The following is a 19,558-nucleotide window of genomic DNA, read 5'->3' on the forward strand; positions in this document are numbered from 1 at the left end:
TGACGGTTTGAAAGGTTTGTAAACCCTTTCGAGCAGGTTTGACACCAATTCTTGGAATCAGTATGATAAAAGTACGATTGGTACGTAGCGCGGAGGCTGACCTGCATCGGCTTCCTATTTAGAGGCACTGCCTCTCGATTCCATGTCTTATGCTTGCATAAGGCGACATAGGGAGAATTCGTTCTTCCAAGCGACAGGTCCGGCATCATGCCCGGGCCTGTTCTGCGTGCCGGTACATTATTTCGAAAGGAGCCGATTGTTGTGCGTATTCAAATCATTGGTGGCTCAGGTACCGGAAAAAGTACACTGGGCGCCTTCATCGGGCAAGCTGAACAGATTCCCTGGATTGATACCGACCATTATCTTTGGACAGATACGACGTTCACTGAAAAGCGAGACGTTTCCGAGCGATTTTCCATGTATGAAGCAGATCTAATGTCTTACAACGATTACATCGTCTCCGGTTCTGTCTTCGCCTGGCACCCGGACGGTTTCATCAATCGGGACTTGCTTGTCTTCCTGTCGCTCGACGAATCGGTTCGGATGGAACGTCTCATCGCACGCGAAGCAGCACGATACCCAGATTTTACAGGCTCCAATGAATTCCTTGACTGGTGCCGGACGTATCACACGGCGACGGACCCATCGATGATCGGTACGTTCGCAGAACACCAGTATCAAATGGACCGGTCAATTTCCCCGATTCTCATAGTAGATGCTTCGTTATCGACACAACTTCAGTATCAAAAAATAATCGAGACATACGATCGTTTGTCGCTTCATCCATGAAAAAACGGGTCCCCCTCTATAGGTGGACCCGTTCGTCTTAATACATATCTTTTTGTGTGAAGTTCCAGAACGCAACGACTAGTGCCGCGACCGTCCAACAACCGAGGACGGCAAGGGAGAACGGAAGCGTCATCCCCTCGATTGGTGGTGCTTGTCCATCGAGGTAATTGATCAGTCCGAAGTTGACGTTGACGAGATATTTCGAGCTCGTCCAACTTGAACCGAGCGTCGTCAGTAACGTACCGGAAATCAAGACTGCCATCATGATCCCGATCCCTGTCGCTGTATTTTTGACGAGAACAGAGACCATCAAGGCGATCGTTCCGACGACAGCTGTGACGATCCATGCTAGACCGACGGCCATCAAGAGGTACTCCCACATCGGTAACGTATGCACGAACTCCGTCGAGAACGTACCGCTCGGTGAAGCTTGGAAACCGGTCAAGATCGGTGCGGTCCAGCCGTCATAGCCGAGGACGATCCCGGATATCGCGTAACAGACGGCGACGGTCAATGCCATCAGCATCGACGTATAGAGCAACACCGTCAACCATTTCGCCATCAGGATCTTCCAGCGCCGGACTGGTCGCGACAGTAGCGTCTTGATTGTTCCGTCATTTTGCTCCCCACTGACGATATCCGCCATGATGACGATGATGAACAGCGGTAAGATCAGCGTCAATCCTTGCGAGAAGAAGATCCGGATGAACGTCGGGGCTCCCGGATAGTTCGGGTTGATGTCATTGTCGAGATAGTATTGATTTTGTTTTAGGTCAAACTCAAGGAACTGACGGAACTCATCTTGAATACTGCTGGAAGCAAGACGGTTCTGCGTGTCGACGATGTCTTGTTGTAACTCAACCCGCCAATCGAGCGTTCCCTGCTTTTTGATTTGTTCTTGGATGTCTCGGTACTGTGCGTACGTAAACATCGAGACAAGGACGATCAAAATGATCGCAACGACAGCAAAACGACGTTTTGAAGCGATTTTCGTCACTTCATTTCGAACGAGACCGATCATGTTCGGATTACGCAATGTGATCGCCTCCCGTTAACGTGATGAACAGATCTTCGAGCGTTTGGACTTTCCGTTCAATCGTCCAGACTTCGACACCTGCTTCGAGCAACTGTTTGTTGAGCGCTGGTGTCTTGCTTGCATCCATCAAAGTATGAACCGTATTCGCATCGACGACTTCGGACACTTGGACTTGATCCGATGCTGATAAAATCTCATTTGCCTTAAAGGCATCATCGACACGCCAGTCAACGCCTGGTGCGAGCGACTCGACCAGTTCCTTGACCGTTCCGACTTGAACGATTTTGCCATAACTCATGATCGCAACTCGATCGGCAAGCATTTCGATCTCAGCCAAGATATGACTCGAGACGAGGACCGACAGTCCCGTTTCCTCGACGAGCCGGCGGATGAATTGACGTAAATCCCGAATCCCCATCGGATCGAGACCATTCGTCGGTTCGTCGAGAATCAAGACGCTTGGTCGTCCGAGTAATGCTTGTGCGATTCCGAGGCGCTGCCGCATCCCGAGCGAGTATGTCCGGACTTGATCATCAACACGCGCCGTCAAATCGACGAGATCGATGACTTCCTGAATCCGGGCATCATCGACATTCGGTAACATCCGGGCAAAGACTTGTAGATTTTCGCGACCCGTCAAATACTTATACAACTCTGGATTTTCAACGATCGAGCCAATCCGCTCCATCGCTTGGACGAACTGTTTGCGGACGTCGAAGTCACAGACCGTGATTTTACCGGACGTCGGTTTGATCAAGCCGACAAGCATCCGAATCGTCGTCGTTTTTCCTGCCCCGTTCGGTCCAAGGAAGCCAAAGACTTCACCTGGTTGAATCTCAAACGAGATATTATCAATGATCGTCTTTTTTCCGATCACCTTTGTTACACCTTCTAATTTCACTGTTGGTTTCACGTCTCTCACCTCTTATTGTCTATTCTAGCGGAATAATGAATCATTTGACTTGTCAGAACACTTCATTTCCGCACATTCTTTCAACTTTTGCTACAATCAGGTTAGAACCTAGAAGGAGGAACGTTCATGAAGCGATTACGCTGGCCCCTGTTTTTAACCGTCTCACTCGTTTTGACGGCAATCTTTGGATACGGCTTCGTCAGTGCCTATAGTGACGTCGTCAACCCACCAAAACGTGCCGTCTTGACACCTACGAAGGAAGAGCCTGTCAAAAAAGGCGGGACGTACGTCGCGCTTGGTGATTCCTTAACACGTGGTGTCGGAGCATCAAACGGCAATAGTTACGCCGCGATCGTCGGACGCGATCTTGTCAAAGATAACACTGTCGAGCGCTTCCAGAATCTTGCCGTCAGTGGTGCCCGGACGGAAGATTTACTGAAACAACTAGAACAAAAAGAAGTCTTACGTTCAATCAAACAAGCAAAAGTCATCTCGGTGACGATTGGCGGAAATGACTTATTCAACCGTGGTGAAGGCGTCGCGAACTTCAATGCGAAGAAGACAGCCGAAACCGTCACGACGGCACAAGCGAACTTGAAAAAGACGTTCAGTATCCTACGAGAACAAAATCCGGATGCTGTCATTTTCTACGTCGGGCTCTATAATCCTTTCCGTGCAACGGAAAACGGTGAAGCATTCGATGCCATCGTACAAGATTGGAACGCAAAATCACGGACGCTCGGTATCGAGTACGATGTCGAGATCATCGACACATTCAATCTCGTGCGTGACGTCAAACGCGATTTGTCGAGTGACCAATTCCACCCGAACGATTCTACCTACGAAGAGATTGCAAAAGCTTCCTTACTTGCTGTCAATAAACGTTTCTAACAATAAAAGCCGCCATTTAGGCGGCTTTTTGTTCCGATTCATTTCAGACGTTTCGCAAGAGAGACGAGCCCCCATTGGAGCGGCAACCGTGTCCAAAGCAACCAAGACGGAAGACGTTTCCCATTAATCGGCTTTGGATTGACTGCCATGTTGACGTTTGCGGGTAAGACAGCATATAAGAAGGCAGGAAGAGTCTTACGAACGAGGTGCACCCCTTTTCCTGTCAACAACATGACACCGTAAGCGATTTCGATGACCCCTGTCACTTGGACGAAGAAGCGCTTGAACGGAATGAACGACGGCATGATGCTGACGAACCCTTTTTCATTGCGGAAATGACCAACTCCCGCAAACAGTAATCCTGCTCCATAGACTAGACGCAATAGCATTATGTTCCACACTCTCTTTCTGTTAATGAAATATATGTTCGAGACAGCTTCAGTGTATCGAAATGACCTGATTATCTCAACTTTTAGAAATTGTCGTCGAATTATGGGGAATGATGAGTCATTTCGGAATGTCTCCCGTAATCAGAGAAGAGGTTGCTTCATTTGCTATGATGAAGTCAGAAATCATACAGAGAGGAATGATGACTTATGGCTGGAAAAACGAAAGCACTTTTACCTGGATTGACTGGAGGCATCATCGGCGCGGTCTTGACGGCTACGGTTGCCTTTCCGATCCTACTCGATCAAGAACAGCAAGTCGCTGATACACCACTATCAAATGGTATGCCCAAACAAGTCTCAACGACGACGAATGATCCGGTGACGAACGCAGTCGCCACGGCTCAAAAATCCGTCGTGACCGTAACGAACTATCAAGCGGGCAACTCGATGTCCCAACAAGAAGCAGCGGCTGGTTCAGGGTCCGGTGTCATCTATAAGAAAGAGGACGGCAAAGCATACATCATTACGAATCATCACGTCGTCGATGGGGCATCAAAACTCGATGTAACGTTGAATGACGGCAAGACGCTCTCGGCTAAACTGCTTGGTAGCGACGAAACCTATGACTTAGCTGTGCTTGAAGTTGACGCAAGTGATGTTCCGGGCGTCATCACACTTGGGAAATCAGCGGACTTAAAAGCCGGACAAACGGTCCTCGCAATCGGTAACCCGCTCGGTGAGTTCCAAAACTCCGTCACACGCGGAATCGTCAGTTCGAAAGACCGGACCGTACCGGTCGATACGAACAGTGATGGACAAGACGACTTCAATACGACAGTCATTCAAACGGATGCTGCCATTAACCCAGGGAACTCGGGTGGTGCCTTAATCAATGAACAAGGACAACTCGTCGGAATCAACTCGATGAAAATCGCTGAGTCTGGTGTCGAAGGTGTCGGCTTCAGTATCCCGATCGATGATGCATTACCAATCCTCAAACAGCTTGAAACAAACGGTAAAGTCGAGCATCCGACGCTCGGTGTATCCTTACAAGACGTTGCGGCGTTCCCTGCCGGTTATCTTAAAGATCAGGTCAAACTACCAGACAGTCAAAAAACAGGTGTCGTCGTCATGTCAGTCGAACCGAACAGTCCAGCTGCTGCGGCTAAACTGAAAACAGGTGATGTCATCACGAAAATCAATGATTCCGAAATCAAAGCATTCGTTGACATCAAAACGGCACTGATTAAATCAGATGGACCGCTCTCCTTGACGATCATCCGTGATGGGAAAACGATGACGGTCGAAACCAAAACAACGACGACCGACCAGCTGTAAAGCTTCAGCCTGACGTTTCGTCCGCCTTCCTTTTCGGGTATTGTTTTAGAACAATATCGAATTGGGAGGCTTTTTCTATGTATGACTTAATCGGCATTGGCATTGGTCCAATGAATTTAGGATTGAGCGCACTTGCGCATCCGACAGATTTAAAGACGTTATTTTTTGACGAAAGCGAACAATTTTCCTGGCATCCCGGCATGATGATCCAGGACTCGATGATGCAGACGAGCTTCATCTCCGATCTCGTCACACTCGCCGATCCGACAAGTTCGTTTTCCTATCTCAATTACTTACGATCGATTCACCGTCTCCACACGTTTTACTTCTATGAAAAACTTCTGATTTCAAGACAAGGTTACAACGATTACTTACGTTGGGTCGCAACACAGCTTGAAGATCTCCGCTTTTCGACGCGTGTCATCGACGTGCAAGACACCGGTGATAGTTTTGAAGTCCTCGTCGAAGATGTCTCGACCGGTAAACGTGAAACGTTCGAAGCACGAAACGTCGTCATCGGCACTGGTTCAAAACCTGCCATCCCGGATACGTTTGATGAACGCGTCATCCACAATACGCAATATGTCATGAATAAGGCAGATTTACTTCAGCGCAACAAAATCAGCATCGTCGGCTCCGGTCAAAGTGCCGCCGAGATTTTCCTTGATCTCTTGACGACGCCTGCTCCAGAGCGTCCTGAACTCGAGTGGATCGCGCGTTCGACACTGTTTGAGACACTTGAGACCGGCAAACTCGGAGAAGAAATTTTTTCACCGAGCTACGTCACGTACTTCAACCAGCTTCCACTCGAAGTACGACAAGAATCGGTTAAGAAGTTCGCCCGCTCTCAGAACGGTATCAGTCCGGAGACACTTCAATCAATCTATGCCCATCTCTATGATTTGACGGAAGAGGAACAACGACAGGTCGCGATCCGCGCGAATCTCGAAGTAAAAGAGATTACGTACGATGAGCGGTTCACGATTGCGATGCAACATCAAGAACTTGAGGACGAGCGCTCGTCTGTAACCGATGCCGTCATTGCAGCAACTGGTTTTTCGCCATCCCTTCCGAGCTTCATCGACCGACTTGATATTGTATTCGAAGCACCGAATGCCTGGAAAGTCGATGCCGACTACCAAATCGTGCGTTCGGTCGAGACAGCCCATCATCTTTACGCAACTGCTAATTTAGAGCTGTCACACGGTCCGGCTGCGGATAATCTCGGGATGTCCGTCTCGCGGAATCAGTTGATCTTGAACGCTGTCGCCGGTACGGAACTGTATCCGGTCGAACGACATGCGACGTTTACGACGTTCGATTGAGTCACTAAACCAAACGAACGAGGAATGGCGCGCGCCACTCCTCGTTCGTTTTTCGTTTTACGGTTTTTTCGTCAACTCTAGTGCAGCCAGCAATAGCAACGTGGCTTGAACTCGTGTCACACCTGTTTTAGCGAGCAACAAATGAAAGGCAATCAACCAGTTGACTTCGTCTGAAAATCGATTCCGTGCCCGCTCCCGGTCGACGATTCGGGTCACATAAATCCAGTCGACACGTTCCATTGTAGGCAGTAACGCAAGAATCGGCATTAAACGATCCCAGATGATGATTTCTCTCCGCTCTAACAGTTCCCGCCACGCAATGATTCGTTCCTGTTGCGCTGAAGGATCTGGATGCGCCGCTAAGATTTGCGCCGTAATGACACGTTCACTCGTCCGTTCCATATATTGCGCGAGCCATTCTTCCGATGTATCGACACGCTCTAAAAATTCCTCTGGTAATGGCTGCTGTTCAAGCAATGTCGATGTCACGACGTACTGTTTCGCGGCATTCAAATGAGGTCGTGTCGCATGTAATCGTTCCATATAAGGGAACGCATCAATTCCTTGTCGACGGTTCAGCACTTCGTTGAGTGCAAAAAATGGGCGAACTCCTTTATCACGAATCAAGCGATGTTTAATCTTCTTTTCCGCAACGATGATTTCTTCGATGAGAACATCGGGATCCGTGCTATTTAATTGAACATGGGCAACGAGCAACGGTGTATAGCGGCTCCGAAGTGCTGAAAAACGCGACGTCTTATGTTTGATCGTCCGCATCAGCCGTTCGTAGACAGTTTGTTCAAAAACGGTATCATGAATCGTGTAGGACAGCGCAAAAAAACGATGGAAATCATGTGACGATTCCTCCCGCAAGACGGGATAACTCTCATCATAGTTCTCACAGAATTGACCGTACATCCTTCCACCTCGCCTTCTTTTCTATAAATGGTTTTCCCTAAAATTGGCTTGTACAACCTTATTTTTAGACGAACAAAAAAAGGCGACAGAACATGTCCGTCGCCTCTCATTCTTTCAATTCGATTCAAACTCGTTGTCTCTCTAACAGACGGGAGAAGTAACCACCTTGATCCATTAGTTCATCATGCGAGCCTTCTTCGACGATGCCGTCCTTCGTGACGACGAAAATCTTATCGGCATTTCGAATCGTTGCTAAACGGTGGGCGATAACGAGCGTCGTCCGGTTCTCAGACAGCTCGGCAAGCGATTCTTGAATCAGTGCTTCCGTTTCCGTATCAAGCGCAGACGTCGCTTCATCAAGAATCAGAATCGGTGGGTTCTTCAGGAACATCCGCGCAATCGCGAGTCGTTGCTTTTGTCCACCCGACAATTTGAGTCCCCGTTCGCCGATTTGTGTCGCGTAGCCATCAGGTAGATCCGCGATCATCGGGCCGAGATGGGCACGTTCTGCCGCTTGTACGATGTCTTCTTGCGTCGCATTCAGATCACCGTAGGCGATGTTTTCAGCGATCGTCCCTGAGAACAAAAAGACATCTTGCTGGACGATCCCGATTTGTTGTCGCAGAGACTCCTTCGTCATCTGCCGGATATCGATTCCGTCAATCGTGATTGCGCCATCTAGAACATCGTAAAAACGTGGAATCAACGAACAGATCGTCGTCTTCCCTGCCCCTGATGTTCCGACGAACGCGACGGTCTGTCCCGGGTCGACCGTCAAATTGATATTCTCTAGAATGAGACGATCGGCTTCATAACCGAACGCGACATCCTTGAATGTGATACCACCGTTCAACCGATCAACGACGAGTGCGTCTGGCGCATCCGGAATCGATGCATCCTCATCAATCATCGAGAGGAAGCGTTTGAAGCCAGCCATCCCTTTTGGATACATCTCAAGTAATGCCGTAATCTTATCAATCGGCTTCAGCAAGATGTTCATATAAAGAATGAATCCAACGAGCTCTCCGGCCGTTAAAGTGCCACGATACGTCAAGTACGCACCGACGACTAAGACGGCGAGCGTCATCAAACGGGTCGTCAAGTAAATGCCAGATAGACTCTTACTCATGACTTTGTAAGCATTAATTTTCGACTGCCGGAACGTCGCGTTGTCTTTTTCAAAACGCTCGATTTCGTAAGCTTCGTTCGTGAATGACTGAACGACACGGACACCAGAGACACTGTCCTCGACGCGTGAATTAACTTCCGCGATGTTACCATACATCCGGTCCCACGATTTATTCATCCGGACGTTCGCATAGCTGATCAACCAGATTAGGAATGGTACAGCGATGATCGTCACGAGCGCGAGTGGCACGTTGATCGTCAACATGATCGAGAATGCACCCAGCAATGTCATGACGGCAATGAAGGCATCTTCCGGACCGTGATGGGCAAGTTCCCCGATATCAAACAAATCATTCGTGATCCGACTCATGATATGCCCCGTCTTCGTATTGTCGAAGAAACGGAACGACTGTTTCTGCACATGGCTGAACAGTTGACGACGCATATCGGTCTCGATATTGATCCCGAGCTTATGTCCAAAATAGTTGACGACGAATTGCATCAACGTACTGATGATGTAGAGCGCTAATAATCCGACGCTGACGAGGATGATCCAGTTCATCTCACCGTTTGGCAACAAGGAGTCGATGAACCACTGGACAGCGAGTGGAAAAGCAAGTTCTAAAACCCCGACGAATAAAGCAGATATGAAATCGAGCCAGAATAATCGTTTGTGCGGGATATAATACTGATAAAAACGGCGTAACATGTGTAACCTCCTTCCGAGTACTTCTAGTGTACTTGAACTTTTTTGAAAATACTCATTCTACCTATTCGTTTTTTTGAAAAACGGTATTACAGTTTTCCAGACAAAAATTATATTTTTAAATCAGGGGAATCAGCGCTTTTTATGACAAAATGGTAACAACGATTTTTACCTATCTATTGGAAGGAGCTATGTCACGTGAAAAAGACTGTTCTCGCCCTCACGACGCTCGCTTTGATCGGTACCACGGTTCCGGTTTCAGCCGCGTCAACGACACTGACTTTGACGGATAACGTCAACATTCGCACGGCTGCCTCGACTTCCGCGAAGGTCATCACGACGCTCAAAAAAGGTACGAAGCTGACAGCTGTCAAGAAAGTCAACAGCTGGTATGAAATCCGCTATCAGTCCAAACCAGCCTTCATCACTTCAGCATATGTCAAAGCGACGACGGAAAAGGCTCCAACAACTACGACTTACATAACGAATACCGATGCCGTCAACATTCGCCAAAAAGCAACGACGAGTTCGAAATCACTCGGAAAACTAGCAAAGAATACAATCTTATCTGTTAAGAAAAAAACAGGAGATTGGTACCAAATCACGTATAAAAAACAAACGGCTTACGTCCATGCGACGTTAGTCAGCAAAAAGACGTCGAACGTCACGACGGATTCAAAACCACCCGCAACGACTCCCGTCAAAAAAGTCGTTAAAGCGGTTGATCGATCGAAAGTCTACACGGTTAATGCGAAGGAAGGCTTGAACGCACGGACTGCTGCAGCGACGAACGCAAAAATCTACAAGACATTACCGCATCAGACGGTGCTCGATGTCACAGGTGCCGTTGATTCGTGGTACCAAGTCAAGCTTGACGGAAAAGAAGCATATGTCGCTTCGACCTATGTCAAAGCTTCAACAAAAGCATCACCACCAACAACACCGACGACTCCCGGAGTCTCTTTGACGCCAGTTGATGCTTCGAAGACGTATCGCGTCAATGCCCCAACCGGTCTGAATGTCCGTACGTTGCCTTCGACGTCGTCTAAAGTCTTCACACAAGTCGGACACGGTTCGACAGTCAATGTCACAGGTGAAACGACAGGTAAAGATAGCGGCTGGTACCAGATCAAGATCGGAACGGGTCTCTACTATGTCGCGAAGAGTTACATCACGACGGGATCCGTCACGACGACGCCTCCGGTCACTCCGACGACACCTCCTGTGACGACCGTTCCTGGTTCAACATTGATGGAACGTGCGATCTCGATTGGTCAACAATATCTCGGTACACCATACGTCTGGGGATCAAGCAGCCCCGTTAATGGTGGATTCGACTGTTCTGGATTCGTTAACTATACCTTGAATGCCGCTGGCTATGCAGTCGGACGAACGAACGTCAACGGCTACTGGAACGATGATCGGTACCTCGGAGCGAAGTTATCAAAATTACGTCAACCGAAGCGTGGCGATATCATCTTCTTCGAAAACACATATGCTGCTGGTCCGACGCATATCGGGATCATGCTGAACAACGATCAGTTCATCCATGCCAACACACCGGCACTCGGCATCAGCCGTGTATCGGAACGCTACTGGACACAAAAACTATTAGGCTTTAAATCACTTTAAACTTTCCTCATCCATCCCTCTGGGGTGGATGTTTTTTTGTCTTATCACTTCACTTTGGGATATACTGGATATGGAAAGGATGTGTCTGCATGTCTTACAAATCACTTTATGTCCGGCTTCTCTTTCTTGCCTTATTGATTTTTGGTGGCTCGATGCTCTTGCATTACATCCAGACGGGAGATGTCTATATCGGACACTTGATCGTTTCCGTCCTTGCATGCGTCTTGTTGATCTTCAGAAGAACGACATCCTCACACGAACAGGCATTGAACATTAACCAACGCTTGTATCTCTCGCTCAAGATCGCCTTTGAGGCGTTCACTTTGAAGGTCATCCTTCAATCGAATGACATCCTCCAGCCGTTCTTGACCAATTCCTCGTTGCATCGCTAGTACGAGCGTCTGTAACATCATCGCTTGGTCGAATCCACTCGCAGCAAGCCACGCATCTTGCATCTCCCATATCTTATCGACGCTCTGCTGAAGCGTCTGATTCGGTAATTCGATGCCATTGACAAGGAGATGGACTTCAAGTTGTCCGATGTAATGCTTCGCGTCATCGATCGCTACAGTGACGAGTTTTTCCCACGCCATCTGCATGCCGTCCGTATCGTTTTCAAAAATCGCGATGAGTCCTTTCGTCAAATCGACTTCGATTCGTCCGACGGCAGTCGTTTCACTAAATGCAAAAAACTGCTCCAATCGATCAAACTCTTGCTGTGATTTTTCGATTTCCCCTTCTAGATATAAAAACAGTCCGAGAAAACGTTGAAACGAAATGACATGATAATAGACATCTTGCTCCCGCATATACTGAACCCCTTCACGCAATAAAGCGATCGCTTCTGTGTAGTGATCATCGAACAAACTTGCTCGAAGTGCACGCAAGATTTGGAAATTTAAATAGGTTTTCGGTGCAAGTGGAATCTCGCGTGGTACATCCATTGCTTCGATCAGCTCGTATGCTTCCTTTGTCCGTTTGAGATTGAATAAAAAATAGACTTTCGAGATCTGAACGAGCAACTGCTCATCTTGACGACCGAGCTGTCGAAAAATCCGCTCTGCTTTCTCATAATATATCAAACCAAGCTCCGGGTCAGACGCTCGGAGGGCATCGCCGTATTTATGATAGACCTGCCCTTGCCAATAGGAAGTCGTTTCCGGAACCAAGTAAGGTTCTAGAAGTTCCTGAATTTTTTCGTCTGAAAAATATGGGGTATGCCGCGAACGGATTGTTTCGATGAGTTCCCGCATCTGAACATCTCGCGGATCGAGCATTAATTCTTCGACTGTCACCTGTAATCGCCTAGCAATCGCCTGTAATGCGGGCACAGACGGTGTCGCTTTCCCGTTCTCGACCATACTGAGCATTGACTTCGTGATGATGCCGGTCGCAACATCCGTTTGCGTCATTTTTTTCTGTTTTCGGATCTGTTTGATACGTTCCCCTAACACACTGGTCACTCCTTTTATCATAAAAGTTAAATTATATTGAACTTTATCTTTACATTTTTCTTCCACTCCTTTATTCTACACTAAAGTTCAATAATATTTAACTCTGAAGGAGTGAACAGGATGTCATTTAATTTAAAGCGTGTCTTATTCGGAAAGTTTTGTTCATTATTCGCAGCTAGTCTCTTTACGTTCGTCGCCGGACTGACCGTCTTACGGGAAACGTCGTCTGGTTTTCAGTTTGCGCTCGTCCTGCTTGCAGGATCAGTGCCACGGATTTTGCTCTCACCGGTTGCTGGTGTCCTCGCTGATTGTTGGAACCGGAAACGAATCATCGTCATGACCGAAAGCTTAAGTGCACTCGTCTTGTTTGGACTTTTGCTCTATTCGTTACAAGCCCCTCTACATACCGTTCATTACATCATCGCTAGTGTCCTTTTGACGAGCCTGTCGACGTTCCTGTCCGTTACCTTATCAAGCTCGTTACCGCGACTCGTAGAAGAAGAGGAGTTACAACGCGGAAACGCGCTCTTCTCGACGATTCAATCGACCTCAACGATCACTGCTCCACTCGTTGCGGGATTGCTCATCGCCACTGTCTCCATCACGCAATTCTTGATCTTACCGTTTCTCTTGTTTGCCTCTGCTGCCTGGTGGAATAGCCGCCTCCGCTTTCTTGCAGTGGATACCTCTCCTCCGGCTACTACCGATACTCCGTCTTTCGTCTCGGAGTTTAAAGAGGGCTACCGCTATCTGTTCCGTCAACCAGTATTGACGACACTCGTCCTGATGGCGATCGTCCTGAACTTCTTTTTTGTCGCTTTCGAAATCTTGTTACCGATCATTTTGCTCGATCGACTACAATTCACACCATTTCGGTTTGGAGTGGTCGAGTCCGCACTAGGTGCCGGTCTTCTTGTCGCTTCGTTGCTTCTTGCCTTACCTCGCTTTACGGTGAAACGTCCGTTACGAACGATATTCGAGTCGCTCCTTTTAATCGCCTCTTGTTACGCACTTCCTGCACTTGCTCTACTCGGCTATGTTCCATCTGCTCTACTACTACCTTTTTTCATGATTCTATTGTTCATCGACGGCATGCTCGTCTTACGGATGAACATTCCACTACAGCTCATCGTTCAAAAACAAACCGATCCGACTTACCTCGGACGTGTCATCGGTGTGCTGGAATCGGTCGCAATGGCGATGATGCCGATTGGTACCCTATTGTTTGGTTTACTCAGTGATCATGTGTCTATCATCGTGCTACTTGGAGTCGGTACAGTCGGCTTATTCGGTGCGGCATCATTCGGATTCCTCCGACTTCGTAAAGACATCTTGTCCGAGAGCATTCCTGTAGCAGACGTAAAAAACACGTCCTCCCTCACTTCGTGAGAAAGGACGTGCGAATCGGTCAGACCGTCGCTTTGACGGCATCCATGATTAATTTTAATGATTGTTGTTTTGCTTCCTTGTCTGCGATCATCGAAGCGATCATCACTTCGTCTGTGCCGTAGGAATCGGCGAGCTCTTGCAATTGTTTTGCAACGGATTCCGGATTACCGACGATCATCCGCTTCCGGTTTTCAGCAATCCGGAATTGGTCTTGGAACGTATACGGATACGCCGCTGCCTCTTCCGGAGTTGGCGTTCCTGTCGACGAGACCCCTTTTTCCAGTAAGAGTAGTGACAGATCCAGACTTGAAGCTAACCGTTCTGCTTCTTCTGTCGTTTCAGCACACGTAACGAAGATCGAGACGAGCGTTTGTGGTGTCTCATTGAATGACGTCGCCATGAAGTTATGACGGTAGTAATCCATCACTTCTTGTCCACCTTGTCCATTGATGAAGTGAGCAAAGGCAAATCCGAATCCGCGTTGTGCGGCGTTCAAGGCACTACCCCCACTTGATCCAAGCAACCAGCCCTCTGGTGTCGTATCGACTTCTGGTGTTGCGACGAGTCCCGCGAACCGGTGTCCGGCAGGCGCCCCGTCTTTCAAGTAATCGACGAGATCATCGAGTTGTTCGCCGTAATCGGCTCCACCAAAACGTGGCGACGATCCTTCTTGCAACGCACGTGTCGCAAGCGGCATACCGCCCGGTGCCCGACCGAGTCCAAGGTCGATCCGGTTTGGTGCAAGCCCTTCAAGAACACGGAAGTTCTCTGCGACTTTATAGGCACTGTAATGCGGCAGCATGACACCGCCTGAACCGAGGCGAATCTGTTTCGTCACTGCCGCCATGTAAGCAATCAGGACTTCCGGGCTCGAACCAGCTAGTGTTTTGGCGAAGTGGTGCTCGGATACCCACAGGCGATGATAGCCGAGTTCGTCCGCGATTTTCGCGAGCTCGACCGTTTCGTGTAAGGCATCAGATGGGGATTGTCCTTTAGAGACCGGGGATTGGTCTAAAATACTAAGTTTCATGTATGTCTCTCCTTTTTCTTTCGAATGCGTACCTACACTGTACGCCTCCTCGTTGTACCGTGCAACGAAACTGCTTCTTTCCATCATGGGGACGTTTTCATTTTGAGATTCAGGGAACAATGCCTAAGTGAGCATAAAAATCTAACGAATGAGGTGGAGTTACATGTCAACACATACTACGAATCAAGAAGCAGTCGAAACGGTCAAGAAACTGATTGATAAAATCGAAACAGCGATGCTGACGACGATTTCAACAGAAGGGCTCGTATCGCGTCCGATGCAAACGCAGGATATCGAATTTGATGGCGACCTCTGGTTCCTCACTTCAAAAGAAACAGACAAGTATCAAGAACTACTTAAGAATCCGAGCGTCAATGTCGCATATGTTGACAAATCATACGTCTCGATCCGTGGGACAGCGGAACTCGTTGAAGACATCGAACGGAAGAAAGAGCTCTGGAGCCCACGCTATGAAGCCTATCTCGGAACGACATATGAAGATCCGAAAGTCGTCTTGATTAAAGTCAACACGGAAGCAGCCGAGTACTGGGAAACTGGAAATACTGCTAAATCCGTCAAACAAGTCTTGAAGAAAGTCGTCGGCAAGGACGATGAGAACGAAATCAATAAAACAGTCGACTTGTCTTAACCTCTTAACCCCTACGCGAAAAGCGTGGGGGTTTTATGTGTCGGAGTGGTCGTTTCAGAAAAATTAAGTTAACATAAGAAAGTGAACTAATACGTAACTTAACTAAAAGGAGTACAATCATGGGAGAATTTTTTACGTTATTACGCCGGGGAAACCGGTCGGCGCTGACGGCAGGCATCGTTAACTCTGTCATCGCCATCATCAAGGCAATTGCCTACGTCCTGACGGGAAATGTCGCGATGTTCGCGGAGATGATGCATACGCTCGGGGACGCTGCCAACCAATTTTTCGTCTTCATCGGTTCTGCCCTCAGTAAAAAGGCACCAACGAAACGATTCCCGAACGGCTTCGGTCGTCTCGTCAATCTCGTGTTGCTCGGCGCCATCCTCTTCGTCGGCATCATGGCGTACGAAACGATTCATGAAGGGATCGCCCACATCATCGAACCGACGGAATCAACTGGCTTTTGGATCACGTTGTCTGTCTTGTTCGTCGGTGTCGTCTTAGAGAGTGGCGTATTTGTTAAAGCGATGCAAGAGATCGCACACGATGCGAAGTTAGACTCGAAAGGACCACGCTTGATTCTTGACAGCTTCCGCTCACTCAAACAAGCAAAACCAGCCACACGCCTTGTGTTTCTAGAAGATTTGGTCGCAACGGCCGGTGGCGTCGTCGCGATGATCGCCGTCATTATCTCGCATGTGACACCGTTCCATCAGGCAGAAGGAATTGCTTCGATCCTTATCGGACTGATGATGTTTTACGTCGTCGGGAATGTCTTCCTACAAAACGCAGCTGGTGCACTGGGTGAAGCCGATGAGACGATGGCAGCACGTCTCGGTGGACTAATCATGAAGGACCCTGACGTCAAAGACATCAGTAAACTCGAAGTCATTAAGGAAGGCGATCATTTCCACGTCGAAGTCGAGATTGAAGTCGACCCGACGTTGACGATCGCACAAGCGGACGATATCAAGGACCGTCTCGAGCTCCAGATTCGCCTGCAACAAGGCATCATCGATGTGACGATCGGCTTTGATGAAGACGATAAGATTCAACAGTATGTCGTTGCTACGGACGAAACATGACACCATTCACGCAAGATGTCCTGACTATCATTCGTTCGATCCCTGCTGGTCGAGTCATGACTTACGGGCAAGTCGCTCGACTCGCCGGTCATCCGCGTAGCGCACGACAAGTAGCGCGGATTCTTCACAGCATGAGTAAGACGGAACGTCTACCGTGGCACCGCGTGCTTGCTGCTGGCGGAAAACTATCGCTTGAAGGCGATGAACAGCGACTGGCGCTTGAAGCAGAAGGTGTCGAATTCCTCACCGCCCGTCAACTCGATTTATCGCGTTATCAAGTCAAAAGTGAATAGATACAACAAGAGAGGGATGACCGGTTCGCAGACCAGTCATCCCTCTCTTTTTATCGTCATGAATCACGCTTTCGACGTACTCGAAGCTACAGCGATTTGCCGACGTACTTCTGCTTCCAGTTGTGGTTCCGGTGGTTGCCAGCCTTCCGGTTTCATGACCTTTTGGTCCGATTCCCGGAAGATTGGTTTTCCGTCCGGTCCAAGCTTCGCCATGTTCGCACGCTGGACGATCTCGAACAATGGAGCCGGATCAAGCCCGATCTCAACGAAGCTTCCCATGATGAAGTAGAGGGCGTCCGTCAAGGCATCCCCCTGTCCGACGAGCCGTTCGACATCTGTTTCGGGTTGTTTCATCTGGAGCGATTTTTCAACCGCTGTATCAAGTCCTGACTTGAAACGTTCGATCGCTTCAAGAAATTCTGCTTCACTCGTCGCCGATTGATGCAGGAACTCAACGACCGCTTCTTCCGCCGTCCAGGTCGAGCGTTTGATTCCACGATCGACCGTCATAGGTGTTGGCGTCGTTGCGCCAGGGTGTGAAAATACTTGGTGAAATTCCTTTACGTCTTGATAATAATTTGTCATAACCGATCATCCCCTTTTACCGAATGTCTCCATTCTAACAGGTTCAGAACCGGAGTTCGACTCATTGATGAACGACGTCGAGTAAGGCCATCCCACGCGTGATCAATTCATCTCGCTGCTCAGATGTCGCTTTTAAGCGCTCGAGATCTGCAATCAGACGTGGTTGATCGACTTCATCCGCTAACTCGAGTAATTCAAGACGGAGTAACCAAGCGTCCGGTAACTGGACGAGTGTCTGATCGATCAGTTGCGGTAACCGTTCCCGACCAGCACGACCTTCGCGAATCTCGCGGACGACTTCGAAGATCGGATCAGCCGCTGTCAACGGACGTTCGATTCGTTCGAACTCGACCGTTTCCGGAATCGGCTTCAGTGCTTCAACTTCCGTTCCCGGGAATGCTGACGTAATGTCACCGACGATCAATTCCATCCGGTCCATCGTCATCGTTTTCCCGTCGTTTGCAAGCGTCGCTGCTTCTAAGACGACGAGCGCCCGGTTTCCATTGACGTTTTGAATCGCTGTGATGTCCCCTGTGACACGAACATTTCCTTCTGCCCAGTCGAGACGTTCACCGACTTTGACTTGCATCAATACTTCGTTCAATTCCTTGCCGTGAAGGAGTGTAAAGCCTTCCGGATGATCTGCAAGTCCTTGACCTGTCAACACTTCACCGTTCGCAGCAAGCGCTGTCGGGCCTGTTAGTTTGACGAGATGTAGCGAATCGTGGATCTCTTGCGTTTCAGGAACACTGACGAGCGAGAGACCACTGTCGAAGACGAGCGTCGATAGGTTACCCGATTCGACCGCTTTCGTCAGTCCGTGAATACCACCGCGGATGTAAGACATCGACTGTGCGAATTCTTCAAGTGCATCGCGGAGCTGTTCGAACGATTCACAAACGAAGAGTTCTTTTTGCATGCTCGTCACGTCATGTTTCGTCGCAAGTGCTTTCTCAAGCGAGAATGGATGTTTAACGACCGCGTCCGTTAAGCAGTGACGGCTTTCACCGACTGATGATAGAAGACCTGCCCCGTAGATTTGTGGATTGTCGATATCACCAATCAGACCGAATTCAACCGTCCACCAGAACAGACGTGAGATTTCGTTCGCTTCCGAAATCCCTTTGACGTGTGTCCGTGTCTCCGCGAGCTCAATTTCAGCTTGTTCGATATCGGCTGGCGTCGAGAATGGGCTCTCTTTGACGATCGTCAATTTCTTTAGTGCCTTGAATACATCATGCTCGGCTTTATGGTTAAAGGCATGTGCCCCGATCTCACCGAAGCGACGAACGAATTCCGCGTAAACCGGATTCATCAAGATTGGTGCGTGCCCCGCTGCTTCATGCAAGATATCTGGCGCTGGTGTGTAAAGAATGTTATCGACCTTCCGGATGTCGGTCGCGATCGGCAAGAGTCCGTGCCCTTGGAAATCGAAGAAGGCGACGCCAGGAATGAGACCATCAACAGCGACTGTTCCCCAGCCTCCACGGCTTAGGTTCGCTGTCATTTCACGCACGTCCGGAATCCGTTCCGGGCTGATGCCCGATGCAGCAAGCCCTTCGAGGTATGCCGGGTGTGCTGTATCTTGTAACGTATTTAGATTCAGTCGCATGACGTATCTCCAAACGGCATGATCCGTTGGCGTGTAGTCTTCGTAGTGCTGTGGTGCGACGTGTGGACGTAAGTGACTTGGAATGATTGGTGTAGACATATGAGTTCCCCCTTGAATGAATGTGAGATAACAAAAAAGCCCCTGCCGAACGTATCGTTCGACAGGGGCGACGAAAGCCGCGGTACCACCCTGATTACCCAGTCATTGACTGAGTCACTCATGATCGGGATAACGGTTTGCTCCGCTCGCTTACGCAAGAAGCTCAGAAACTGTAATTCAACACCATCTGTGTACACGTTCGCAGCGCCACGTGCTCTCTGAAACAGGGAGATGGTCTTTACTTCGGTTTCATCATCGCTTAATCTTTCGTTCTGTTATGCTGTTATACTGTTA

18 protein-coding genes and 1 other annotated feature are annotated in these 19,558 nt (G+C 48.8%); of the genes, 9 read left to right on the top strand and 9 right to left on the bottom strand.

The window, feature by feature from the left end; translation table 11 throughout:
- Positions 1 to 261: 261 nt before the first annotated feature.
- Positions 262 to 789 carry a hypothetical protein gene (locus tag B3G15_RS01985; protein WP_290715075.1) on the top strand — a complete coding sequence of 176 codons (528 nt, stop codon included), beginning with the start codon at positions 262 to 264 and terminating at the stop codon, positions 787 to 789.
- Between the two features lie 37 nt (positions 790 to 826).
- Here the strand turns inward: B3G15_RS01985 and B3G15_RS01990 are convergent, their stop codons facing one another.
- Both B3G15_RS01990 and B3G15_RS01995 read right to left on the bottom strand, forming a co-directional pair.
- The gene (locus tag B3G15_RS01990) at positions 827 to 1,825 is read right to left on the bottom strand and encodes an ABC transporter permease (RefSeq protein ID WP_034785942.1); all 999 of its coding nucleotides are present in this window, start codon (positions 1,823 to 1,825) and stop codon (positions 827 to 829) included.
- Positions 1,818 to 2,738 carry an ABC transporter ATP-binding protein gene (locus B3G15_RS01995; protein ID WP_029341234.1) on the bottom strand — a complete coding sequence of 307 codons (921 nt, stop codon included), beginning with the start codon at positions 2,736 to 2,738 and terminating at the stop codon, positions 1,818 to 1,820. Before B3G15_RS01995 ends, B3G15_RS01990 begins: the two co-directional genes overlap by 8 nt.
- Positions 2,739 to 2,864: 126 nt before the next feature.
- On the opposite strand from B3G15_RS01995, the gene B3G15_RS02000 reads away from it, so the two are divergent.
- Positions 2,865 to 3,629, top strand: coding sequence for an SGNH/GDSL hydrolase family protein (locus B3G15_RS02000; protein ID WP_023467747.1), 765 nt, complete (start codon positions 2,865 to 2,867; stop codon positions 3,627 to 3,629).
- Positions 3,630 to 3,667: 38 nt separating this feature from the next.
- Here the strand turns inward: B3G15_RS02000 and B3G15_RS02005 are convergent, their stop codons facing one another.
- The gene (locus B3G15_RS02005; RefSeq protein WP_029341233.1) at positions 3,668 to 4,018 is read right to left on the bottom strand and encodes a DoxX family protein; all 351 of its coding nucleotides are present in this window, start codon (positions 4,016 to 4,018) and stop codon (positions 3,668 to 3,670) included.
- A gap of 207 nt (positions 4,019 to 4,225) precedes the next feature.
- Here B3G15_RS02005 and B3G15_RS02010 point away from each other — a divergent pair, with 207 nt between their 5' ends.
- Both B3G15_RS02010 and B3G15_RS02015 read left to right on the top strand, forming a co-directional pair.
- Positions 4,226 to 5,356: a S1C family serine protease gene (locus tag B3G15_RS02010; RefSeq protein ID WP_023467745.1), complete on the top strand. Its 1,131-nt coding sequence runs from the start codon at positions 4,226 to 4,228 to the stop codon at positions 5,354 to 5,356.
- 77 nt (positions 5,357 to 5,433) lie between these two features.
- Entirely contained in the window at positions 5,434 to 6,681 is a 1,248-nt protein-coding gene (locus tag B3G15_RS02015) for a lysine N(6)-hydroxylase/L-ornithine N(5)-oxygenase family protein (RefSeq protein ID WP_047391148.1), read from the top strand.
- 57 nt (positions 6,682 to 6,738) lie between these two features.
- Here the strand turns inward: B3G15_RS02015 and B3G15_RS02020 are convergent, their stop codons facing one another.
- Positions 6,739 to 7,599, bottom strand: coding sequence for a DUF4003 family protein (locus B3G15_RS02020; protein ID WP_064300209.1), 861 nt, complete (start codon positions 7,597 to 7,599; stop codon positions 6,739 to 6,741).
- A gap of 124 nt (positions 7,600 to 7,723) precedes the next feature.
- Positions 7,724 to 9,436, bottom strand: a complete 1,713-nt coding sequence (locus B3G15_RS02025) for an ABC transporter ATP-binding protein (RefSeq protein ID WP_214857183.1) — start codon at positions 9,434 to 9,436, stop codon at positions 7,724 to 7,726.
- A 195-nt stretch (positions 9,437 to 9,631) separates the two neighbouring features.
- Between B3G15_RS02025 and B3G15_RS02030 the strand changes: the two genes are divergently transcribed.
- A complete protein-coding gene (locus B3G15_RS02030) occupies positions 9,632 to 11,065 on the top strand; it encodes a C40 family peptidase (protein WP_064300211.1) in 1,434 nt (477 codons plus the stop codon).
- Positions 11,066 to 11,316: 251 nt separating this feature from the next.
- Here B3G15_RS02030 and B3G15_RS02035 read toward each other — a convergent pair whose 3' ends face one another.
- On the bottom strand, positions 11,317 to 12,519 hold the full coding sequence (locus B3G15_RS02035; RefSeq protein ID WP_290715093.1) for a helix-turn-helix domain-containing protein: 1,203 nt from the start codon (positions 12,517 to 12,519) through the stop codon (positions 11,317 to 11,319).
- A gap of 120 nt (positions 12,520 to 12,639) precedes the next feature.
- On the opposite strand from B3G15_RS02035, the gene B3G15_RS02040 reads away from it, so the two are divergent.
- A complete protein-coding gene (locus B3G15_RS02040) occupies positions 12,640 to 13,908 on the top strand; it encodes an MFS transporter (RefSeq protein ID WP_290715096.1) in 1,269 nt (422 codons plus the stop codon).
- 19 nt (positions 13,909 to 13,927) lie between these two features.
- On the opposite strand, the gene B3G15_RS02045 is transcribed toward B3G15_RS02040, so the two are convergent.
- Positions 13,928 to 14,938: an LLM class flavin-dependent oxidoreductase gene (locus tag B3G15_RS02045; protein WP_023467737.1), complete on the bottom strand. Its 1,011-nt coding sequence runs from the start codon at positions 14,936 to 14,938 to the stop codon at positions 13,928 to 13,930.
- Between the two features lie 163 nt (positions 14,939 to 15,101).
- Between B3G15_RS02045 and B3G15_RS02050 the strand changes: the two genes are divergently transcribed.
- The 3 genes from B3G15_RS02050 (at position 15,102) to B3G15_RS02060 (ending at position 16,968) form a co-directional block, all read left to right on the top strand.
- Positions 15,102 to 15,587: a pyridoxamine 5'-phosphate oxidase family protein gene (locus tag B3G15_RS02050; protein WP_290715101.1), complete on the top strand. Its 486-nt coding sequence runs from the start codon at positions 15,102 to 15,104 to the stop codon at positions 15,585 to 15,587.
- Between the two features lie 119 nt (positions 15,588 to 15,706).
- Complete coding sequence (locus B3G15_RS02055) at positions 15,707 to 16,675, top strand: cation diffusion facilitator family transporter (protein WP_029341224.1); 969 nt, start codon at positions 15,707 to 15,709, stop codon at positions 16,673 to 16,675.
- Positions 16,672 to 16,968 (top strand): MGMT family protein, encoded by a 297-nt coding sequence (locus B3G15_RS02060; RefSeq protein WP_023467734.1) that lies wholly within the window; start codon positions 16,672 to 16,674, stop codon positions 16,966 to 16,968. Before B3G15_RS02055 ends, B3G15_RS02060 begins: the two co-directional genes overlap by 4 nt.
- A 63-nt stretch (positions 16,969 to 17,031) precedes the next feature.
- On the opposite strand, the gene B3G15_RS02065 is transcribed toward B3G15_RS02060, so the two are convergent.
- Together B3G15_RS02065 and B3G15_RS02070 are read right to left on the bottom strand one after the other, a co-directional pair.
- Entirely contained in the window at positions 17,032 to 17,553 is a 522-nt protein-coding gene (locus tag B3G15_RS02065) for a hypothetical protein (protein ID WP_214857180.1), read from the bottom strand.
- Between the two features lie 61 nt (positions 17,554 to 17,614).
- Positions 17,615 to 19,264: an aromatic amino acid hydroxylase gene (locus B3G15_RS02070; RefSeq protein ID WP_290715109.1), complete on the bottom strand. Its 1,650-nt coding sequence runs from the start codon at positions 19,262 to 19,264 to the stop codon at positions 17,615 to 17,617.
- A gap of 60 nt (positions 19,265 to 19,324) precedes the next feature.
- Positions 19,325 to 19,529: a binding site (T-box leader), on the bottom strand.
- Positions 19,530 to 19,558 lie beyond the last annotated feature (29 nt).

The sequence above is a fragment of the Exiguobacterium sp. UBA1053 genome (assembly GCF_002316465.1).
Lineage (GTDB): Bacteria > Bacillota > Bacilli > Exiguobacteriales > Exiguobacteriaceae > Exiguobacterium_A > Exiguobacterium_A abrahamii.